Source organism: Halodesulfovibrio sp. (genome assembly GCF_025210605.1).
Taxonomy (GTDB): domain Bacteria; phylum Desulfobacterota; class Desulfovibrionia; order Desulfovibrionales; family Desulfovibrionaceae; genus Halodesulfovibrio.
Map to the genome: position 1 here is coordinate 52804 of NZ_JAOARI010000003.1, position 19386 is coordinate 72189.

Sequence of the window (19386 nt, forward strand, 5' to 3'; positions counted from 1 at the left end):
TTATACTTTCTCATCATTCAAATTCAAGCAAAGGACTCGCCCATGACTACTCATACAGATAAACAAGAACTCTGGAACGACTTCCTCACCCGTTGGCCCAAAGAAAAAATTGAACACATGGAATATCATGAATATTCCAGCAAAGGCTCACACGATACTTTCTGCTATTGGCTAGAATTTAAAACACAACAGCTCGGCAATATCTCTGGCTCAACAGCTTTTAAATTTGGTGTGTACTCCCGCTCTAAAGATGCAGAAATATCGAAACGAACTCACTTGATGTATTCAGAAACTGACGCTTGGCAAAGACGCTTTGGTACAAGTGCAGAAGAGGCATTCCTACACGTAAGAGGGCTCATTCTGGAAATCATTAAACATGCGCAAGAAGGTAATTTAGAAGCTATTCAAAAGAGTCCGCTCAGTTCGATGGTAAAATGGAAAATTGCTTTTCTATACCAGAATCAGGATTTTCTCTGCATCAGCAACATTTTTACTCCTGCCGCTCTTCAGCTTTACACTGGTGAAAAAAGTAGCGAAATGTCCAAGCTAAACAAAAAGCTTTTTAAATCGTTAGAAGAGCCTTCCACCTCCAATCTTTTTGAACTTGGCGATAAAATTCTTGCACATGCTGCAAAGCATAAAGAAGAAATCTCTGAAACGGGCTACTTACTGCCTCAATCAAAAAACATCATTCTTTATGGCCCTCCGGGTACCGGCAAAACCCATGCATTAATCAATGGCACGGTTGAAGGATTAGAATTCGTTGCTGATCTTCCAGATTCGCAAGTACGTTCTGTGACGTTCCACCCTTCTTATGGATATGAAGATTTTGTTGAGGGTATTCAGCCTGTATTAACTGAGGATGATGAAAATACAGAAAGCACGAATGTCCAATATGTAATGAGGAACGGAGTATTTAGAGAAATTGTCCACCAAGCAGAACTGGACAACATTCGCGATCAGGCCGAGATAAAAGACGAATTGGACACCTCCACTGCAAATGTGTGGAAGATGTCTCTCGGCAATACCGCTACTGAAGAAGGAACCACTATTTTTAAACATTGTATCAAAAGCAATGAAGTACTTCTCGGTTTCGTCAATAAAGACATATCTGAACACATCGCAAGTACCTCATCACTTATAGATTACCTCTATGAACAAAACTACAAGAGTTCAGTCGTCTCTATGATGAGACAATTCATATTTGATATGAAAGTTGGTGACTTAATATTCGTCACAAAAGGTAATAAAGGCGGGGTCAGAGCAATAGGTCAATTAACAGGCGAATACAGATTTATACCGGAACATTCATTCCATCACCGCTACCGTCACGCTCGTTCTATCAAATGGATTTGGCACAACAACGACAATCCCATTAAAGCAACAACGCTGCTCACGAAAAGTGTAACCCAACGTACTATTTACAGCCTCAATGGAAGGTTAAATGAAGAAGAACTGGAACGACTTTTCAGTAAAAAGCAAGAGAATGAGCAGGCAGTTACAAAAAATTATGTACTAAAAATTGATGAAATCAATCGCGGTAATGTCTCTAAAATCTTCGGCGAGCTGATCACACTTATTGAAGAGGATAAACGCGAATACCCGATACAACTTGCTTCAGGCGCTACATTTAGCGTTCCGGAAAACTTATTCATTATTGGAACAATGAACACTGCTGACCGCTCTTTGACTCATCTGGACACGGCGTTACGTCGTCGATTCCATTTTATTGAAATGATGCCACAGCCAGTACTCTTAGAAAATACAATCATCGGCGGCATTGATCTGACTGAACTCCTGACATCCATGAACCAAAGAATGGAAGCACTTATCGACCGTGAGCATACAATTGGTCATGGCTATTTCATGCAAAATGCAAAAGCCATTTCAACAACTGAAGAACTTCAACATGTCATTATGAATAAGGTTCTTCCACAGCTTCAGGAATACTTCTTTGATGACTACGCTCAGATCCAGCTTATTCTTGGTGCCGAACTAGTTGAAAGCGTTTCCCTAAACGTACCTGAATCATTTCCAGTTAAGGAATCATACCGAATTGCCCAACTAGGGAACGATAAGTTTATTGAAGCCCTCAAAAAAGAGTACACAGAGGCGGACACTAAAACAGAAGAGCAGCATAACAGTGCAGCGTAACCATCCAGTCACTGTATTTGAAAGTACGCCGTTTGATAACGGCGTGCTTTCTCATCAAGCAATTCAAGAACTGCAGGGGCTAGAAACGCAAACGTTTTTCGTGAAAGACAATACGGAACACATTGATGATAAAGATAAGTACGTGTTTTCATCATTTGGAAGTAAAAAGACTGTTTGCTGGCGATATGTAGGCGTTATTCGAACATCCGATGGGAGTGTTATCGAGATTTTGCCTAAAATATATCGTAATCATGATGAGAAGAAAGATAGTGCTCGGAAACTGCTCTGTCGAATGCTCAAGCGCTCTGGTCTACTGACATACCGGACAGCAAAATCTGCGTCGCTTGCTGCAGGCGGTCACACATTGCTTGAGATTTTTGTCCACGCGTTTCTAAGCGAAGTGCAAAGGCTATCTGTGCATGGTCTTCAGAACGACTACATCAAGCATGAAGAGAATCGCTGCAACAAAAAGGGCAGAATCAACTTTACGCAACAAGTTAGAGCCAACGCCGCTGCAGCACATAAATTGTATTGCACATATGACGATTATTGCCCGAATTGTATCGAAAATGCGCTACTCTGTTCAGCACTCTGGAAAATAACTCGCATTACAGCCTCGCTAGCGAATAAACGCTTAGCGAAACAATTGCTTGTGTTCTTTGATGGAGTTTCAACGATTCCAAACGTAGAAAACCGCCATTTCGACCAATGTAGAACAGGCCGCCTGATGAAGCGATATGAACTAGCGCTATCCTTTGCTCGTTTCATACTATTAATTCCACCGACATTACAATGCGGAGCGCAAAACTCAGTCGCGATCCTTTTCGACATGGCAACAGTTTTTGAAAAAACCGTTGAAAAAACATTGCAGCAATCAGAGCAGCTCACAAACTTCAAAGCCCAAAAAAGCATTACATGGTTTTCTGGGCTAGCGTCTCCAAGACCTGATTATCAGTTTGAAACAACAGAAAAAATTGTCGCTGATGCAAAATGGAAGTTTCTAGAATCCAACAAGCTATCAAAAAACGATCAGTACCAAATTTTTTCATATATGCAGGCTACGAGATCAAAGCAAGGAGCCATCTTGTACCCATCAATCTCAGAGCACCCCACAGAGCGATCGTTCAATTCGAAGATTGAAGGCTGTAATGGAACGATTTCGTTGGTTCCATTTTTCCTTGAAAAGCTTTCGGTCAATTTTTCAGTTATGAATATGAAGAACTCTGATTTTTAGTTGCTTGTTTGACGGGGAAGCCTACGGAATCAAATTGCTCATAAAAAATCTAAGTAAACATAAATCATAATTAAGATTCATCTTCATGTGACACACAAAAGAAACGGAAAACACTATGCTACCGAATTCAAAATCAAGTTACACAGTATATTTCTCCTCAAAGCGTCCTGAAAAATCTCAACTTAAGTCCAACAGCATTGTTATCTATCCTGAATCATCAAACTGGAATGACTTTTCATATCGCATACGTTGTCAATTAATTGCAAAGCTTAACTCACCACTGCCTAACAAATACATTGAGTTAGATATCTTTCTCGCATTCCTCGCTGATACTAAAACGAAAGAAGACTACAGCGGTTTGGCCCACTGGCTAAAATCACGCTCAACTTCAGGTCACCAACTTATTCCCGCAGTTGAAGCGAGTAAATTCATTTGCATGCTTCCAACAATTGGTGATTATCGAAAAGTTGTACGTGCAATGGGAGTACAAGGCGCTGAACACTTACTTGAAGCAATCCACGATATTGTCACCCTAAAAAATACTGACAAAAGCAACAGCTTCAACAACATTCAAAATTCAAAAGCGTTCTCTCTTGGGTTCATGAGAAACTCAGAATCTTTTTTTGCATTTCACAATGCTGACAGCATATTGAAAGGGCTTTCAAACGAAAATTTTGATGCAATCTCAAACAATCTAGAGCTAACATTCCAGCTTCCCAATTTTGCCACACCGCACAAGTTAAGCTTTCGCTTCACTGGCTCTGAAATTATTCCAAAAAGAATTAATATACTGATTGGTAAAAATGGACTTGGAAAAAGCCAAGCACTAAATCGCTTTTGTAGGTGTGCGTTACAACATAAAAATGAAAAAGCAATATTAAGAGATGAATCGAATGATTCTTCCAGGCCCATGATTAACAGACTTATCGCGATAGGAACACCAGGGGAAACATCAAATACATTCCCAGGAGAGCATTTAGAAACACAAAAACTGCACTATCGCCGAGTCAATTTAACACGGGGAAGCAAAGTAAAGTTAACACAAAATCTATCTAACTCACTCATTCAGCTAGTAAGGTCAGAGGACTACATAGGTGAGCAAAGTAGATGGGAAATTTTTCTTGAATCAATAGATAAAGCTATTGACTCAAATCAAATTCATATTCTTCTAAAAGACGGAACAAGTTGCCCATTAAAAAAGCTTCCTGGCTATAGCGGCGAACAACATAGTCTAGAGTTATGGACAAACATTGACTCAAGCAAGGAGCCAATCTTCGTACATAACGATCATAAAGCTCCACTTAGTAGCGGCCAACTTACTTTCTTTAAGTTTGCAGTATATTGCTCACTCATGATTGAAAACGGATGCTTTGTTCTCATGGATGAGCCAGAAACCCATCTTCATCCAAATTTAATTTCTGACTTCGTTGAACTTCTCGATACGTTACTTGAAAAAACAGGTTCTTATGCAATTATAGCAACCCACTCTGCATACTTTGTCAGAGAAGTTAGCAGAGAACAGGTGCATATCTTTAAAAGTGATGGAACAAATATCTCTATTGAACAACCACGATTAAAAACTTTTGGCGCAGACATTGATTCTATTTCAGAATTTATTTTTGAAGATAACATAAGCAACAGAATGTTAAAAAGAATTGCCGAAAAAGCTGTAAATAAAAGTTATGACGAAATCAAAAATGAAATTGGCTCTGAGATATCCTACCAAGCTTTAATGTCATTACGAGAAATGAAACGAGGATTAAATGAATAAATTACCTCGTCCAAGCGTTGATGACAAAAAATTAATCGAAGACTTAGCTAACAATACTCGATTAACCAGAACGACCTACCCCCATTTAAAAGAAAAACTAAAAGAGGTAATTGAACAGTACCAATTTTATGAAGATCAATGCGGAAACGCATTACAGATAAGTAATCATATCATTCCAGATCAATTAAAGAATGGCCTTATTAAGCACTACAATTCTCCGCCAAAATCTTTAACTTTCATAGACAATTTGCGAAAAAGTTCTCCGGATTCTTGTCCCATGTGTGGCTCTTTTCATTCTTCAACATTGGACCACTTGCTACCAAAAGAGAATTACCCACTATGGTCAATCTATTCAAAAAATTTGGTTCCCGCTTGTCAATGCAACTCGAAAAGAGGCGAAACCCTTCTTGGTAACAGGACCAAAGGAGAGCGGGTGCTCCACCCGTATTTTGACGAATGCCTGTCCTTGCGTATCATCACCTGCGAAATCACATCAAATGACCAGTACAAAACAGTCGAAATAAAACTAAAAGTACTCCCCATAGCACACGAAAATCAAAATGCATTTGAATTCCACCTCAAAGAAATCGTTTGTAAGTCCGGCTTGGTAGAATGGCTCAAGAACAAATGGGGGAAATTATATCGAAAGCCGAGTGCATACTTTCACGGTATAAAAGGAAAACAATTCGATAATGTTGAAAATTTTAAAACATTTATTAACGACTACAGAGAGTGGACAGACGAAAATCATGGTGGAAAAAACAATTGGGATTCAATTCTTATTACAGGAATTCTCTCCTCCGATGACATCATTGAATGGCTCTTCAATAGACATAATGGCATCGAAACAGGACAAATTGATCCACTTGATTGATAAGTAGGAAAACTGAAAGATTTTTAATCAAACACAAGAATCTCTCCAAGTTTAACAGCTTGACATTCATGCGTTACAACAACCCTACACTTAACTGTAAGAGGTTCGACTTGATCTGACATTTCCTCTTGAAAAATAAGAGGTTCTCCCTTTTGATGAATAATCAGAAGACCACCAAAAACTGGGCACCACGCCCAAAGGAGAACCTCATGACAACTTACAACCAAAACGTCATTAAGCACAAGGTCGGACTTCTTAACTTAGCAGAAGAGCTTGGGAACATATCCAAGGCATGCAAGATGATGGGATATTCACGCGACACCTTCTATCGGTATCAGGCTGCGAAGGAAGAAGGCGGAGTTGAAGCACTTCTTGATAAAAATCGGCGGAAGCCGAATATGAAGAACCGTGTTGAAAAAGAAGTTGAGGACGCAGTAGTAGCCTTCGCAACTTCCTATCCAGCGCACGGACAGACAAGAACAAGCAACGAGCTGCGCAAGAAAGGGATTTTTGTTTCTCCTTCTGGAGTTCGCTCTATTTGGGTCAGGCATGGCTTGCATAATTTTAAACTGCGACTCACAGCGCTTGAGAAGCTCTCTGCGGAAAAAGGAATAGTGCTTACTGAAGCACAGGTGCAAGCGCTCGAACGCAAGAAAGATGATGATGTTGCCCATGGTGAAATCGAAACAGCTCATCAAGGTTATTTTGGGAGTCAGGATACGTTTTATGTGGGCACAATCAAAGGCGTTGGTCGTATCTACCAGCAGACTTTTGTGGATACTTACTCAAAATGGGCCGCAGCGAAGCTATATACCACAAAGACACCTATTACAGCCGCAGACATGCTCAACGACAAGGTTCTTCCATTCTTTGAAGAGCAAGAAATGGGTGTGTTACGTATTCTGACAGATCGTGGGACAGAGTATTGTGGAAATCGAGAACAGCACGATTATCAGCTATTTTTAGGCATCAGCAACATCGAGCATACGAAAACAAAAGCAAGGCACCCGCAAACCAATGGGATCTGCGAGCGCTTCCACAAAACTATTTTAAACGAGTTTTATCAGGTTGCCTTCAGACGAAAAGTATACTCAAGCCTCGATGACTTGCAGACAGATCTTGATTTGTGGCTACTTGAATATAATACCGAGAGAACGCATCAAGGCAAAATGTGTTGCGGCAGAACGCCATTTGAAACTATGATGGATGCAAAACATCTTTGGACGCAACATGTTGTAAATCTCAACTAATCTGACAGGTGGTCGGTCAAAAGGGCTATGTGTCAGATCAAGTATGAACCACTACAACTTAACGTACCAGAGAAAACGTCTACAAAACAAAAAAGGCACTTACAGCCAAACACTGTAAGTGCCTTTATTTACTAATGGTGAAAGATAGAATTGAATTATTTACCTACTAATTTCGAATTACCAACTTCACGGGGAAGCTTACGGCTACGTCCCTGCCTCCCAAACCGCCTCCCCCTCAGCTTCTCAGCGAACTTCCGTGCCTCTACATCCTTGCTCGCAATAATCTCTTTGCGGTTATCTAACACTACCCCGCCATCTTTGAGTTTGTAGGTGATGTTACCCTCGTTATCGACGGTGTAGGTCATACCCTCTAATAGCTTCTCCACAGGGCGTTCTTTGAATGCCTTCCTGTCTTTGGGCTTTGAGGACTGGAGTACAGCCAGCGCAATCATATTGCCAGCTTCGGCTTTCTGACGAAGAAACTCGTTCCAGTTGCCATAGGAAACTTCCTCTTTGATCTTCTTACGTTGCTCTGTGAACCTGTTTTGAATCTGCTCTTCCTGACGTAATTGTTCGGCCTTGGCAGCGTTGATGAGATAGCGCGTTTCCTTTCGGCCCAACCGACTATCGAGCTGGTACTTTTTCATTTTGATTTTCCATTTCAAGCGTAGCTCCTGCATTTCTTTTTGGCGCTGCTCTTTCTGGTCTTCAAACATGGCTTTGCGCTTATCAATTCCCGCTCTGTATTCCTTCATGAGCTTGCCGCGCTCCGGATGCCGGTGAAGTGGATCACGATGATACTGACGCTTCGGTTTCACAAAACTTCCATATGGAAGTGATACCAGTTTGCCCAAAAAAGTTTCGAGTTTTTGCCGAGAATACTCTCGGCCTAAGTCGCTCACCTTTGCATAATGCTCGCTTTTCTTTCCCTTCACTTTCGTAAGATCAGCGAACACAGTTCCGCGGCCGCGCAGCTTTACAGTGACATTCAATTCTGATTGCAACTTCATCTGAAACTCTGCCCAAGTAGCAGACTTCGTCCGTGCGTCGTCAATGACCTCTTTATGACGCTGCAAATAACCAATAAAGCTTTCTTCACCGGTGTAGGCTTCCATTGCCTCAGCTCTATCGTTTTTTGTTTCCTGCACTGCCGGCTGAAAAGTATCTTTTGCCGGATAGAACTTTTCTTTAGGCTTGAATACACCAAGCCGCTGCACCAGTTCATCCTTATTCAGAGAGCTATGTATCTCTTGTCCTGTAATACGGCACCCTTTTACCGCACTTTCCAACGGTGCAATTTGAACGTCCTCTTTGCAAGAAATCTGAAGCCCACAATTTGCCATTGCAGCATGAACATTCTCCCATGTTCGCGCTGCTTTTACAGCCGACAAAAAGGCGTTCTTCTTGTCCGAGAGATAATGGGCAAACTCCCTGCGTTGTTTTCTTCCGGGATCAATCGATACGCCGTATTCTTTTTCCAATTGCCGGCATAAATCGTCACGCTTCCAGTAATCACGATATGGCTCCAAGCGCGTCTTCTTCTCCGGATGAATCATGTTGTAAGCAACATGCATATGTGGATTCGCTGTATTGATGTGTACGCCACAATGACGTTGGTGTTCCGTGAATCCAAGCGTTTCTGCAAAGCGCACTTCAATATCTTTGTAGTCCTGCAGAGTAAGTTTCGACTCATCCTCCGGCCGGAACGACACAACAAGATGGTACGTCTTCTCTCTCTTCGTCCGCTCGTTGCAGCCTTGGGTTGCCAAAACTTCCGATATGCCTAACTCATAATCGTCACCGGCCATACAGCCAGCGCTCCACGAAGCAAGGCACTTCTCTCCCTTCTTAGAAGCATCAGCAATGTAGTTGGCCAAGCGTGCATAATTGTCGTTTTCAGGCTTTGGCGGAGATTGTTTTGTAGAAATCACTTTGCATCACCGCCAGAGTTTCGATTCAATACCGCCTTCTCTGTTATGCGGATGAGGTGGCGCATTTCTTCCTGTCTATCTTCGATCTGATGCAGCAGCTCACGAATTTCTCTGTGACTAGCCACTTTTCGTGCTTCTGCAGTCAGCGCAAATTTTAACAGGCCACCCAAACGCCCAAGATCAGCATTGACCTTCAACAGACTAAGGAATGCCTCTTTATCTACTTTGGTGTTTACTTCCTGCCCAAGTGCAACGCGGCGTACTAGTTCAGAAACGGAAAGACCGCATTGTTTTGCCAGGGCAACAATGCGGTCAGATTCAGACTCCGTAACATATGACTTCAAACAGACCTTACGGACTTTCTGAGGCTTTTTTTGATTCATAGCAACGAATGTCCTAACAGGCTTCTTTAAGTGCAAGAGCGGCGTTAATACGCCCCCAAACGACTAACAGAAGTTTCAGGCAATGCTGATCTGCAACTCCGTCTAGAGTAGAAACGCCGGTGAGCTGCTCGAACTCCTGCATAACTTGTTCATACGGCTGCTTCTCAGCATAATATGCCCACAAATCCAGTGCTCCGCGCACGGTTGTTGCTGTAACAACTACACTACTTTCCGCCCCTACTTCTGATTCAGGCTCTGCAGGGCGATTAATCGCCTCTTGAACATACTCCATAGCAATACCATATGACTCCAGCCCCAAATCTTCTATGCGAGCCAAAGCAAAGTACGCACACAGTTCAGCCTCTACTTCATCGTATGTTTTGCATTCGACTGCGGAGTAGACTTTTAGCGCACCACGCAGGGCAAGCATACGCTTTGCATCAATTCGGCGTTTCAGAAAACGAGGCTTAGTATCATTGATAGGTTGAACAGGTGCTAGCCTTGGCTGGCACGTAAGAAAATTCTTCATCACATGCATCATCAGTTGCTGTGCCCTCTTTCCTGAATACTCATGCATGAGCAGACTAAAACCACCCTGCGTCATGGCGATAATGGAAATACGCTGCCGACCGTTAAGAACTTCTTCCCCGTGCAGAAAATTTGCGTGATACACATCATGCGGGAGATTCATAGCGGTGATCTGTGTTAGCACGGCGTTGTGATCTTTCTGAAGTGCTTTTGAGACCGTCAAGGAAGTAATGACATCTAGCTCTGCATATTTGCTTAGCAGAGAGCAATTATCCTCGGTAGAACTCACATTTGGTGCAGCTTGACGATTAAAGTACGCATCTTCCAGCTTTTCAAATACATCCCACGCGGCGTCTGTTTCCAACATCTTTGCATGACGAGCAGCTCCGCGTTCTGTCCAGAGAAGAACTGAATTAGCTTTAGCACCAATCTTAACAGCCGGACAATTTGTCTGTCTGTTCTTCAGAAGTCTTAACTCTTCTCCTTCAATTCGGAAAAAATGTTTTCCTTCTACAAAGCGCGAAGTATTACGATTAAAATTACGATGAATATTCCCTTCATCTACTCTATAAACAGTAGCTAAAAACGCTGTAGGGACAACAGGCAGATGCCTGTACATTAGTGGTTCGCACGAATCGATAGTAAATTCGGTTTCGCTAGAAACTGCGACTTGTTCAGTATTCATGTCTCTACTCCATCGAATGAAATTCAGGTTCTATTTGTCTTTTTGTACCACTTTGAGCCGATAGGCGAATAAGCTCTTCCCCACCTTTATGGTGGCAGGCCGTAAACTAGCCCACTTGAAAAGTGGGACTAGTTTACCTGTCCTGCCTTCGGACTCCGCAGAAGAATAAGCACACCAATCAAGTTAAATCGAGAAAATTTATAATGTTCTTGATTCGGCTCGGTTCGGCTCGATTGTGCTCGATTCGAATTGATAACGATTGATAATATTCGCGCAAAAACGACTGTAACCTATTGAAATTTATTTCGCTTACACGGTTGACCGCGCGAACGATTGCATATAATTGTCTATGTACGTCACAGCTTCTTTTCCTTGCTGAGGAGCCAAATGAGCATAGCGCATCGTCATCTTGATATCGCTATGACCAAGAAGTCTACTCACTACAGCGATAGGAAAACCTCCCTGCACAAGCCAGGAGGCAAAAGTGTGACGTAACGTATGAAAAACAACACGCTGCCGGCGGTCGCCAATGCCGTTGTTTAATTTGCAGGCTCTAACCGCACTGCGGTAAACTTTGCCTGCATACTGAATTTTATTTCCGTGAATAGTCGTAAAGAGATATGAACCGGTATTCCGCTTCATATAAGAAGTAGCGATCTCAAGCGCTGCGGTATTAAGTGGCACTACTCTGTTATCAGATTTAGTATCCATGACCGCGATGCTTCTTGTCGCAATATTGATGTGTTCGGGAAGTAAATTGAAAATTTCACCGGATCGAAGTCCGGTAGATAGTGCGAATAGACTGATGTCATGCCACAACGTGGAACGTTCTTTAAGTTCGAGAAGCAGGATCGCAGCTTCCTCCATTGTGAGGAACCTTGTTCGATCATTCTGAACTTTAGGCATATCAAAAGCTGGTAAGGGACCTGTGTACAGTTCCCATTCAACGGCTCTATGCAAGAGTCTTCGGAGAAGCGCCAGCACATGATGGACTGACTGAGGGCTGAGCTGCTTGGCTTCTATCTTGGCGCGAAGCCTGAGAACATCGACGCTTCGTATTGCTGTCAATTCTTTGTCAGCAACATAAGGAGCAAGGTGCATTTCCCAGACTTGAATGTCGTTCTGCGGTTTTTTAAGTGAGGGGAGTTTCAGTTCGCGGTACAGGTTCCAAGCATCTTTGACTGTGTGGCTCATGCTTTTTTCTCCTTGTTTACAAGTTTTACTTGAAACAAGCGAAAGCAAGAACTATGTCTATTCCATATTTCGTTAACCATAAAAAAAAGCCCTTGTGTCACAAGAGCTTGTAAGTGCGTTTTTACGAAGAAAAATGGTGCGCCTGACAGGAGTCGAACCTGTGGCCTGCCGCTTAGGAGGCGGCTGCTCTATCCAGCTGAGCTACAGGCGCGTTTGAGATGGGTCTTTTAATCTTTATTAAATCAATATGTCAAGAAAAAGTCTTTAATAACAGCTCTTATCTTTCTTACCTTTCCTTTTATAAAAAAGATATTTTATTTAAAGAAATTATCTTTTCCCTCAACAACATTCTCTCCTGCCATTGCCCCATCATAGCTATTGTGTCCTAAATCGGAACATCACAGCAGCCGCAGGCATAGTAACCGCAGAAATAATACAGAGTGGCCAGACATAATTCCATACAGCAGAGACATCCGCGCCTGTAAGAAATATATCCCGCAGTCCCTGCACAACATATTTTAATGGATTGATTACGGTTGAATATTGCAGCCACTGCGGCATGTTACTTATCGGGGTTGTAAATCCACCCAGAAGAACTGCGGGCATAATAAATACAAATGCTCCAAGTAGCCCTTGCTGCATGGTCACTGAAATCGCGGAAATAAACAGCCCTACCCCAACAATGGCAAGCATAAATGCGAGCAATATCAAAAAAAGTGCGCCAACAGTCCCTCTAAACGGCACAGCAAACCAGTATACAGCTGCTAGCGAAAGCAAAATAGCATCGGCTAATCCAAAAAAAACGCATGGAACCGACTTTCCAATTAAAATTTCTAAAGGTTGAAAAGGTGACACAAGCAACTGGTCGAATGTTCCAAACTCACGCTCTCTCGCAACCGAAAGCGAGGATAACGTCATTACGATCACCATGCTTATTATCCCGCCAAGTGAAGATACAATATACCAACGAGTTTCCATGTTTCTATTGAACCACGCTCGTTGAATAAGTGGAGTGCCCCCCTTTACCGCAGGTGCTAGGATTCGCAAGGAGGCACTATACTGTTGAATGATGTCCTGCACATACCCTAAGGCAATCGACGCAACATTAGAATTTCGACCATCTGCGATGACCTGAACAGAAGCAGAATCCCCATTAACTATCTTATCCGCAAAATCTCGTGAAATATGCAAAACTAGGCGTACAGTTTCTGTATTAATCATCTCAGGAATCTGTGCTGTGGAATCCAATCGCTGAACCAATTCAAAATGTTTCGACCCGCTAAAATGACTTATAAGCGAACGAGATTCTACGGTCTTGGACTCATCCAACACCGCAAATTCGACATTTTGCAGATCAAATGTTGCAGCATAGCTAAAAACAAAAAATTGTATGATTGGCGGCACAATAAGAACCATTCTACTTTTCGGATCTCGCAGAATCATCATAAATTCTTTTATTACTAATGTACGTATGCGCCGTAGTATCTGCATCATTGCGAAAGTCGCCGTCCTATTTTTTTTCGAGCAACACCAAGAAGAACAATACTCATCACGATCAAAATTAGACCTGCTGGAAGTAACACATCCCATAATGTGCCCGCTAAAAACAATGTCTGGCTTATTGTGACAAAGTACTTCGCCGGAACAATCTTACTCACATATTGAATGACAATAGGCGTGCTCTTCAGGTCAAACATTAATCCAGAGAGAAAAAACGCAGGTAGAAACCCTGCTAATACAGAAGCCATTGCTGCAACAAACTGAACACGGGAAACCGCAGATATAAACAACCCCAGTCCCAGTGATGCAAGTAAAAAAACGCTTCCCAGACTGACAAGTACAGTCAAGGAACCACGAAGTGGTACGTGAAAAAGAAATACTCCAAGGGTAATGGAAAGTCCCATTCCCACCATTCCAAGCGCAAAATACGGTAGCAGCTTTCCCAACAGAATTTCATCAATTTTTATAGGCGTACTGAATAGCGCTTCCATGGTTCCACGCTCCCACTCTCGCGCAATAACAAGTGCAGTTAGCAGTGTACCAATCATCGTCATAATTAACGTAAGTAAACCAGGAACAAGCGAGTATGTGCTGTTTGCAGCAGCGTTAAACCATATACGAGGCTCGACAAAGACTAAAGGCATAAACGAAGTGCCAGATACTGCTGCCGCTCGTTCTGCCCACAGCCCGATTGTATTTTGAATATACCCGTCAATTATGCGCGCTTTATTCGCATCAATTCCATCAAGAATAAGTTGAACAGGGGCTTCTTGCCCATTTGCAATCAGTGAAGAAAAATTAGAGCGCACATGCACAATGCAATCAACTACACCTGTTTCCATATATTCAACTGCTTGTGGCATGGAACGTACAGATAGCGGCGCAAAGTACGGTGACAAAGCAAAGCGCGTTTGTAACTCCCTCACTTCAGGGCTAGAATCATCAAGCACCAACGCTACTGGTACGTTAGTAGGCTCCAACGACACTCCGTATCCAAATATGAGTAACAAAAATACCGGCATGACAATGCCTAGCAACAAGCTGCTTGGATCACGTTTTATTTGCAGCAATTCCTTATATAAAAAACCACGGAGCCGCATGTATGATATCGCCATCAATGCTCCTTGCAGGCTACAATTTTATCCTTCTGCTAACGCAATAAAAGCATCTTCAATGGTTGGATCAGGAAGAGAATCACTCACTGCCAGTGCTCTGATTTGTGCCGGAGTGCCAGCAGCTAGCTGCTTTCCTTGAGCCATAATAAGCATTCTGTCGCAGTACTCCGCCTCTTCCATAAAATGCGTTGTTACAATCACAGTCACGCCTTCTCGAGCAAATTTGCTAATTCGCGCCCAAAATTCACGCCTTGCTAGCGGGTCAGCACCAGACGTTGGCTCATCTAAAAATAAAATTTCAGGTTCATGAAGCATCGCCGCTGCCATAGCAAGGCGTTGTTTAAATCCTGCGGGCAGGCTTTGCGTTAACGCATCCTTTCGATCTTCCATTTCAAATTCATGTAACGCCCAGTCTAAACGATTTGCTAATCTTTTTTTCAACAATCCATATGCCTTGCCGTAAAAGCGTAAATTTTGCAGCACAGTCAATTGTTGATACAACGAAAATTTCTGCGCCATGTATCCGATTCTGGAACGAGCCTTTGACGGTGCCTTACGCATGTTTTGTCCCGCTACATGAATTTCACCTTCAGAAGCTTTTAATAAACCGCATAGCATACGAAATGTCGTTGTTTTTCCTGCTCCATTTGCGCCAAGTACACCAAAGATTTCTCCTTGCTGCACCATGAATGAAATATCATGCACCGCAGTAAACGACCCAAAATGTTTACGTAGCCCTGAAACTTGGATGACCGGCGAATCTTCTTCAACTTTGGCGTTACTCTGCCTTTGGCTGCTTTTCTGTGAGGAATTCAGCGTAACCTTTTCGAGATCGCCATCAGCTTGCAACAACATATCCACAAAAACATCTTCAAACCGAGGTGGCATTGCTTCTAAAGCATACGGCAGGAGTTCAGTATTATTGAGCACTCTGCTGTCTTTAGAAAACACAGTACGAACCAGCCCTGACTGTATTGATGCATCAACAACGTCATCACGTAACAGCATATCGCCATGCAACATACGAGGCGTTTGGGGTGGTTGGGGAGTTATAGAAAAAACACGCCCCGCAACTCTAGGATAAAAGCTTTGCGGTGTTCCTTCTGCAAGCTTATTGCCGTTGTGCATAACAACAATATTGCTACAACGCTCCGCCTCATCAAGATACGCTGTGGCGACAAGCACCCCCACTCCGGTTTCTTCAACGAGTCGATAAACAATACGCCAGATATCCCGTCGAGAAACAGGGTCAACGCCTACTGTCGGTTCATCAAGAATAAGCAGCTTCGGCACTTTTACCAGACAGCATGCAAGCCCCAATTTCTGCTTCATACCACCGGAAAGCTGTCCTGCACGTCTGTCTGTAAATCGAGCAAGATCAGTCATGTCGAGTAGATTTGCAAATTGAGACTCCCGCTGTTTCATAGGCACACTTTGCAAATCTGCATACAAATCTAAATTTTCTTGAATGGTTAAGTCTTCATACAGTCCGAATTGCTGTGGCATATAGCCTATTTGAGAACGGATCTTATCAGCATCACGAATCGTATCGTACCCCAACACGTGCATAGAACCTGCCTGCGGAATGAGAAGTCCGGCAGCAAGCCGCAAGCACGTTGTTTTCCCAGCGCCATCTGGCCCAACAAGACCTGTCACACGACCTGCATACACTCGCAAATCTAAATCAGATAAAGCAACAACAGGACGTTTGCTTTTAGGCTTAAAAACAACACGCAGGTCTGTCGCCTCCAACAAAGGGGGGACGTGTTCTATCTCTCCTACAGATATCCCCATACGCTATTACTTCCCTAAGCCCTTAACAGAGTCAGAAGTTACCGAAATGCCTTTATCAACGACTTCTACATCAGAGTTGTTTGCCCTTGTTTCAGAAGTGTTGAGTGATACTGTCACTGGCATTCCAAGTTTCAACGCATTGTCGGGATCGCTAACCCAGACACGTACTTCATATACAAGTTGCGTCCGCAACTCTGTAGTTTCTACACGTTTGGGTGTAAATTCTGCCTGCGGAGAAATAAAACCAACCCACCCTTCAAAAGGTTCTGCAAAAGAATCGGAATATACGGAGGCAACCATACCTTCCGTTACAAATCCTAATTGTGGTTCAGGCAAATAAGCCCGCACCCATTTAGGTTCAGTTACCGCTAGTGTAAAAGCAACACGGGAAGGAGAAGCGAGTTCGCCTAATTCAGCAATACGATTTTGAATAGTACCATTTACGGGCGCTACAAGTTCAAGTTCTCCAATGCGCACTTTTAAAACATCAACTACAGCCTGCAACGCTTTTAATGTTGCCTGTGCTTCTGCGATATCTTCTTTGCGGTATCCTTCTTCTGCAAGACTCAAGGAATTTTGTTCCACTGCCAACTCTGCTTTGGCAAGCGCAACATCAGTTATGACATCATCAAGGTTTTGACGTGTACTCGCACCACTGGGGGTTGTTTTTTTAATACGTTGCGACAGCGTTTGTGCATTCGACAACCGAAGCTTGGCAGCGCGAACTCGTGCTCGTGCCTGTAAAATTTCCTGTGGTCTCAAACCTGTTGTCAATCGCTGCACAACCTTCTTCTGAGCCGCAACCCGTGCGACAGCTTCGGCAAACTGAGCTTTAAGGCGGTCTTTTTTTAGAACAGCAAGCACCTGCCCCCTCTGAACAAGGTCACCTTCATCCACAAACATTCCTTCTATATATTCCTGTTCACTAAATGAAAGCTGCACAGTCCTTAAATCGATCTGCCCATATAACGTAATATGGTCAGTTCGTTCTGAAACGCTGGAAGGAGCAAAATACCACCAGAACACAAGCCCAACGCAAACGATGAGCACAATCAACAGCACCTTTCTTTTATTCACCTTGATGCTCCTTATGGGAGGCTGAAACCACCGCATTTTCTTTCACGTCCCAACCGCCCCCTAGCGCCCTATACAAATGAATAATTTCTCCAAGTTCTTGTTGACGGGCAACGGCTAAAGCATCAGCTAAGCTAACTTGCTCGAGTTGCTGCTCAACGACAGTAGTGCGCCCTTGCAGCCCGCTTGCAAACAATTGCATTGTAAGTTCAACTGCACCGGAGCGTTCCTGCAATGCGCAAGAGAGTTCTTGAGCCTGCCTACTACGCTGCGAAACCCCAATCACACTGTTCTCTACCTCTTCCACCGCTTCAAGAACCGCTTGCTGCAACTGCAATTTACGCTGTTCCGCTAATGACTCCTGCACTTCAATTTGCGCTTCAATGCGCCCACCAGTAAACACAGGAAGCAACACTCCGCCACCAAAAGCATACACTAACGTATCTGCATGAAAGAGCTTATCAACATCTGTTGCTTGAAAATTTAATGTACCGCCCAATGCAATTTTCGGAAATCGTTCCCCTTTAGCAGCACCTACTAATGCTACTGATGCGGCGTATTCTTGCTCGGCTTTCCGGATATCCGGTCTGCGTGAAAGCAGACTTGCCGGAATTCCTATACCGACAATAGATGGAGGAACAAGCTGGCATCCTACAGCGCAAGTAAAAGAACTCGGTGGCATTCCAAGCAATACAGCCATGCTATTTTCTGCAACACTCTTTGCCTGAAACAGTGTACGCAACACGGCTTTACTCTGGCGAACTTCAGTTCTTGCCTGCAAAAAATCCTGACGAGTCCCTGTACCCGCAATCAATTTTGTTTCTGCAAGAGTACGCTGCTCTTCCAATAATGAAATCTTTCTCTGAGCAAGCAGAATGCGCGCTTCCGTTGCACGTAAATCCACGTACCCTAGAGCCAGTTCTGCAACTAACGACACAGCCGCATCTCCATACGCTGCACGGCTTGCCTCAATAGTGTAGTCCGCTGATTCTACCAGCCGCTGAACACGTCCCCATAAATCCAGTTCCCATCCGGCGAGTGCAGCTGCTGCAAATAAATTGCTCTGCGTTCCCCCCGGTAAGCCTATTATTCCCCTCGCATCATCCGCAGCTCGAGAGCGTAAGCCGTATCCACCCAAATATGCTTTCGGCAGTAAATCTGCTCGGGTAACACCTCGTTGTGATCTGTTTTCGATTATTCGCTCACGCGCAACCTTTAACGAGATATTCTGCGCCAGCAATGTTTCCACAAGCCTATTTAACTCTGCGTCATCAAATTGCGTCCACCAGCGAACAGCAATGCTCTCATTTTCTAACAGTGGGGTTCCAGCTTTCCATTCCGTACCAGTATATGCGGAAAGATCGGGCTGGACATAATCCTCACCGACTTTAAAGCACCCACTTAGAAGAGCAGCCAGTACCAGTACGCTGCATATTGATTCACAAAGTTTTTGATTCATAAACACAACTCGAAGGTCTGGGTTAACAAACACTACTACATACAACTTGTCTTACACTTTTTTTATATTTTTATTAAGCTGTTATATAAAAATACCATGTCGGCCTCCGGATTAAATTATGGCATGGTGCCTAAAAAGCGAATCACAGGAGGCCGACATGGCGAAGCTTACCGTATCATCAATCTATCGGTTCTTGGAAGGGTTTGATAATCTTCAAATTAACGTGGGAATTGATGTCCATAAACGCAGTTATAGCGTTGCAATCCTTCGCCCTGATGGTGTGCTTTTTGATTGGACTGCGCCAGCTTCTCCTCGCGCTATTACTGATGTGCTTATCGGTCTGCCTTGCCCTGTCGGCATGGTAGTCTATGAAGCAGGGCCAACGGGGTTTGAACTGGCACGGACACTTGAAGCTTCAGGCGTTCCAGTAACAGTCGCCG

Annotated in this window: 14 protein-coding genes, 1 tRNA gene and 1 pseudogene; 6 read left to right on the forward strand and 10 right to left on the reverse strand. The window is 43.4% G+C overall.

The window, feature by feature from the left end; genetic code table 11:
* The first annotated feature begins 42 nt into the window (after window positions 1-42).
* From N4A56_RS01630 to N4A56_RS01650, 5 genes are all read left to right on the forward strand, one after another.
* Window positions 43-2154 (forward strand): AAA family ATPase, encoded by a 2112-nt coding sequence (locus tag N4A56_RS01630; protein WP_295544614.1) that lies wholly within the window; start codon window positions 43-45, stop codon window positions 2152-2154.
* Window positions 2144-3388, forward strand: coding sequence for a hypothetical protein (locus N4A56_RS01635; RefSeq protein ID WP_295544617.1), 1245 nt, complete (start codon window positions 2144-2146; stop codon window positions 3386-3388). The genes N4A56_RS01630 and N4A56_RS01635 overlap by 11 nt, the downstream gene beginning before the upstream one ends.
* A gap of 115 nt (window positions 3389-3503) precedes the next feature.
* On the forward strand, window positions 3504-5159 hold the full coding sequence (locus N4A56_RS01640; protein WP_295544619.1) for an AAA family ATPase: 1656 nt from the start codon (window positions 3504-3506) through the stop codon (window positions 5157-5159).
* Entirely contained in the window at window positions 5152-6033 is an 882-nt protein-coding gene (locus N4A56_RS01645) for a hypothetical protein (protein WP_295544621.1), read from the forward strand. Before N4A56_RS01640 ends, N4A56_RS01645 begins: the two co-directional genes overlap by 8 nt.
* Before the next feature lie 209 nt (window positions 6034-6242).
* Window positions 6243-7283 carry an IS481 family transposase gene (locus N4A56_RS01650; protein ID WP_295544622.1) on the forward strand — a complete coding sequence of 347 codons (1041 nt, stop codon included), beginning with the start codon at window positions 6243-6245 and terminating at the stop codon, window positions 7281-7283.
* 155 nt (window positions 7284-7438) lie between these two features.
* Here N4A56_RS01650 and N4A56_RS01655 read toward each other — a convergent pair whose 3' ends face one another.
* From N4A56_RS01655 to N4A56_RS01700, 10 genes are all read right to left on the reverse strand, one after another.
* Window positions 7439-9214 carry a relaxase/mobilization nuclease domain-containing protein gene (locus N4A56_RS01655; protein WP_295544624.1) on the reverse strand — a complete coding sequence of 592 codons (1776 nt, stop codon included), beginning with the start codon at window positions 9212-9214 and terminating at the stop codon, window positions 7439-7441.
* A complete protein-coding gene (locus tag N4A56_RS01660; protein ID WP_295544626.1) occupies window positions 9211-9597 on the reverse strand; it encodes a hypothetical protein in 387 nt (128 codons plus the stop codon). Before N4A56_RS01660 ends, N4A56_RS01655 begins: the two co-directional genes overlap by 4 nt.
* Window positions 9598-9610: 13 nt before the next feature.
* Complete coding sequence (locus tag N4A56_RS01665; RefSeq protein WP_295544628.1) at window positions 9611-10810, reverse strand: ORF6N domain-containing protein; 1200 nt, start codon at window positions 10808-10810, stop codon at window positions 9611-9613.
* A gap of 309 nt (window positions 10811-11119) precedes the next feature.
* On the reverse strand, window positions 11120-12004 hold the full coding sequence (locus tag N4A56_RS01670; RefSeq protein WP_295544630.1) for a site-specific integrase: 885 nt from the start codon (window positions 12002-12004) through the stop codon (window positions 11120-11122).
* Window positions 12005-12138: 134 nt separating this feature from the next.
* Window positions 12139-12215, reverse strand: a tRNA-Arg gene (locus tag N4A56_RS01675).
* Window positions 12216-12379: 164 nt separating this feature from the next.
* Entirely contained in the window at window positions 12380-13450 is a 1071-nt protein-coding gene (locus N4A56_RS01680) for an ABC transporter permease (protein ID WP_366519883.1), read from the reverse strand.
* Window positions 13451-13494: 44 nt separating this feature from the next.
* On the reverse strand, window positions 13495-14619 hold the full coding sequence (locus N4A56_RS01685) for an ABC transporter permease (RefSeq protein WP_295544635.1): 1125 nt from the start codon (window positions 14617-14619) through the stop codon (window positions 13495-13497).
* Window positions 14620-14643: 24 nt separating this feature from the next.
* Window positions 14644-16413 carry an ATP-binding cassette domain-containing protein gene (locus N4A56_RS01690; RefSeq protein ID WP_295544640.1) on the reverse strand — a complete coding sequence of 590 codons (1770 nt, stop codon included), beginning with the start codon at window positions 16411-16413 and terminating at the stop codon, window positions 14644-14646.
* Between the two features lie 6 nt (window positions 16414-16419).
* Complete coding sequence (locus N4A56_RS01695; RefSeq protein ID WP_295544642.1) at window positions 16420-17490, reverse strand: efflux RND transporter periplasmic adaptor subunit; 1071 nt, start codon at window positions 17488-17490, stop codon at window positions 16420-16422.
* A complete protein-coding gene (locus N4A56_RS01700) occupies window positions 17483-18946 on the reverse strand; it encodes an efflux transporter outer membrane subunit (protein WP_295544645.1) in 1464 nt (487 codons plus the stop codon). Before N4A56_RS01700 ends, N4A56_RS01695 begins: the two co-directional genes overlap by 8 nt.
* Before the next feature lie 157 nt (window positions 18947-19103).
* Between N4A56_RS01700 and N4A56_RS01705 the strand changes: the two are divergent.
* A pseudogene (locus N4A56_RS01705) lies at window positions 19104-19386 on the forward strand (IS110 family transposase); the annotation flags it as partial.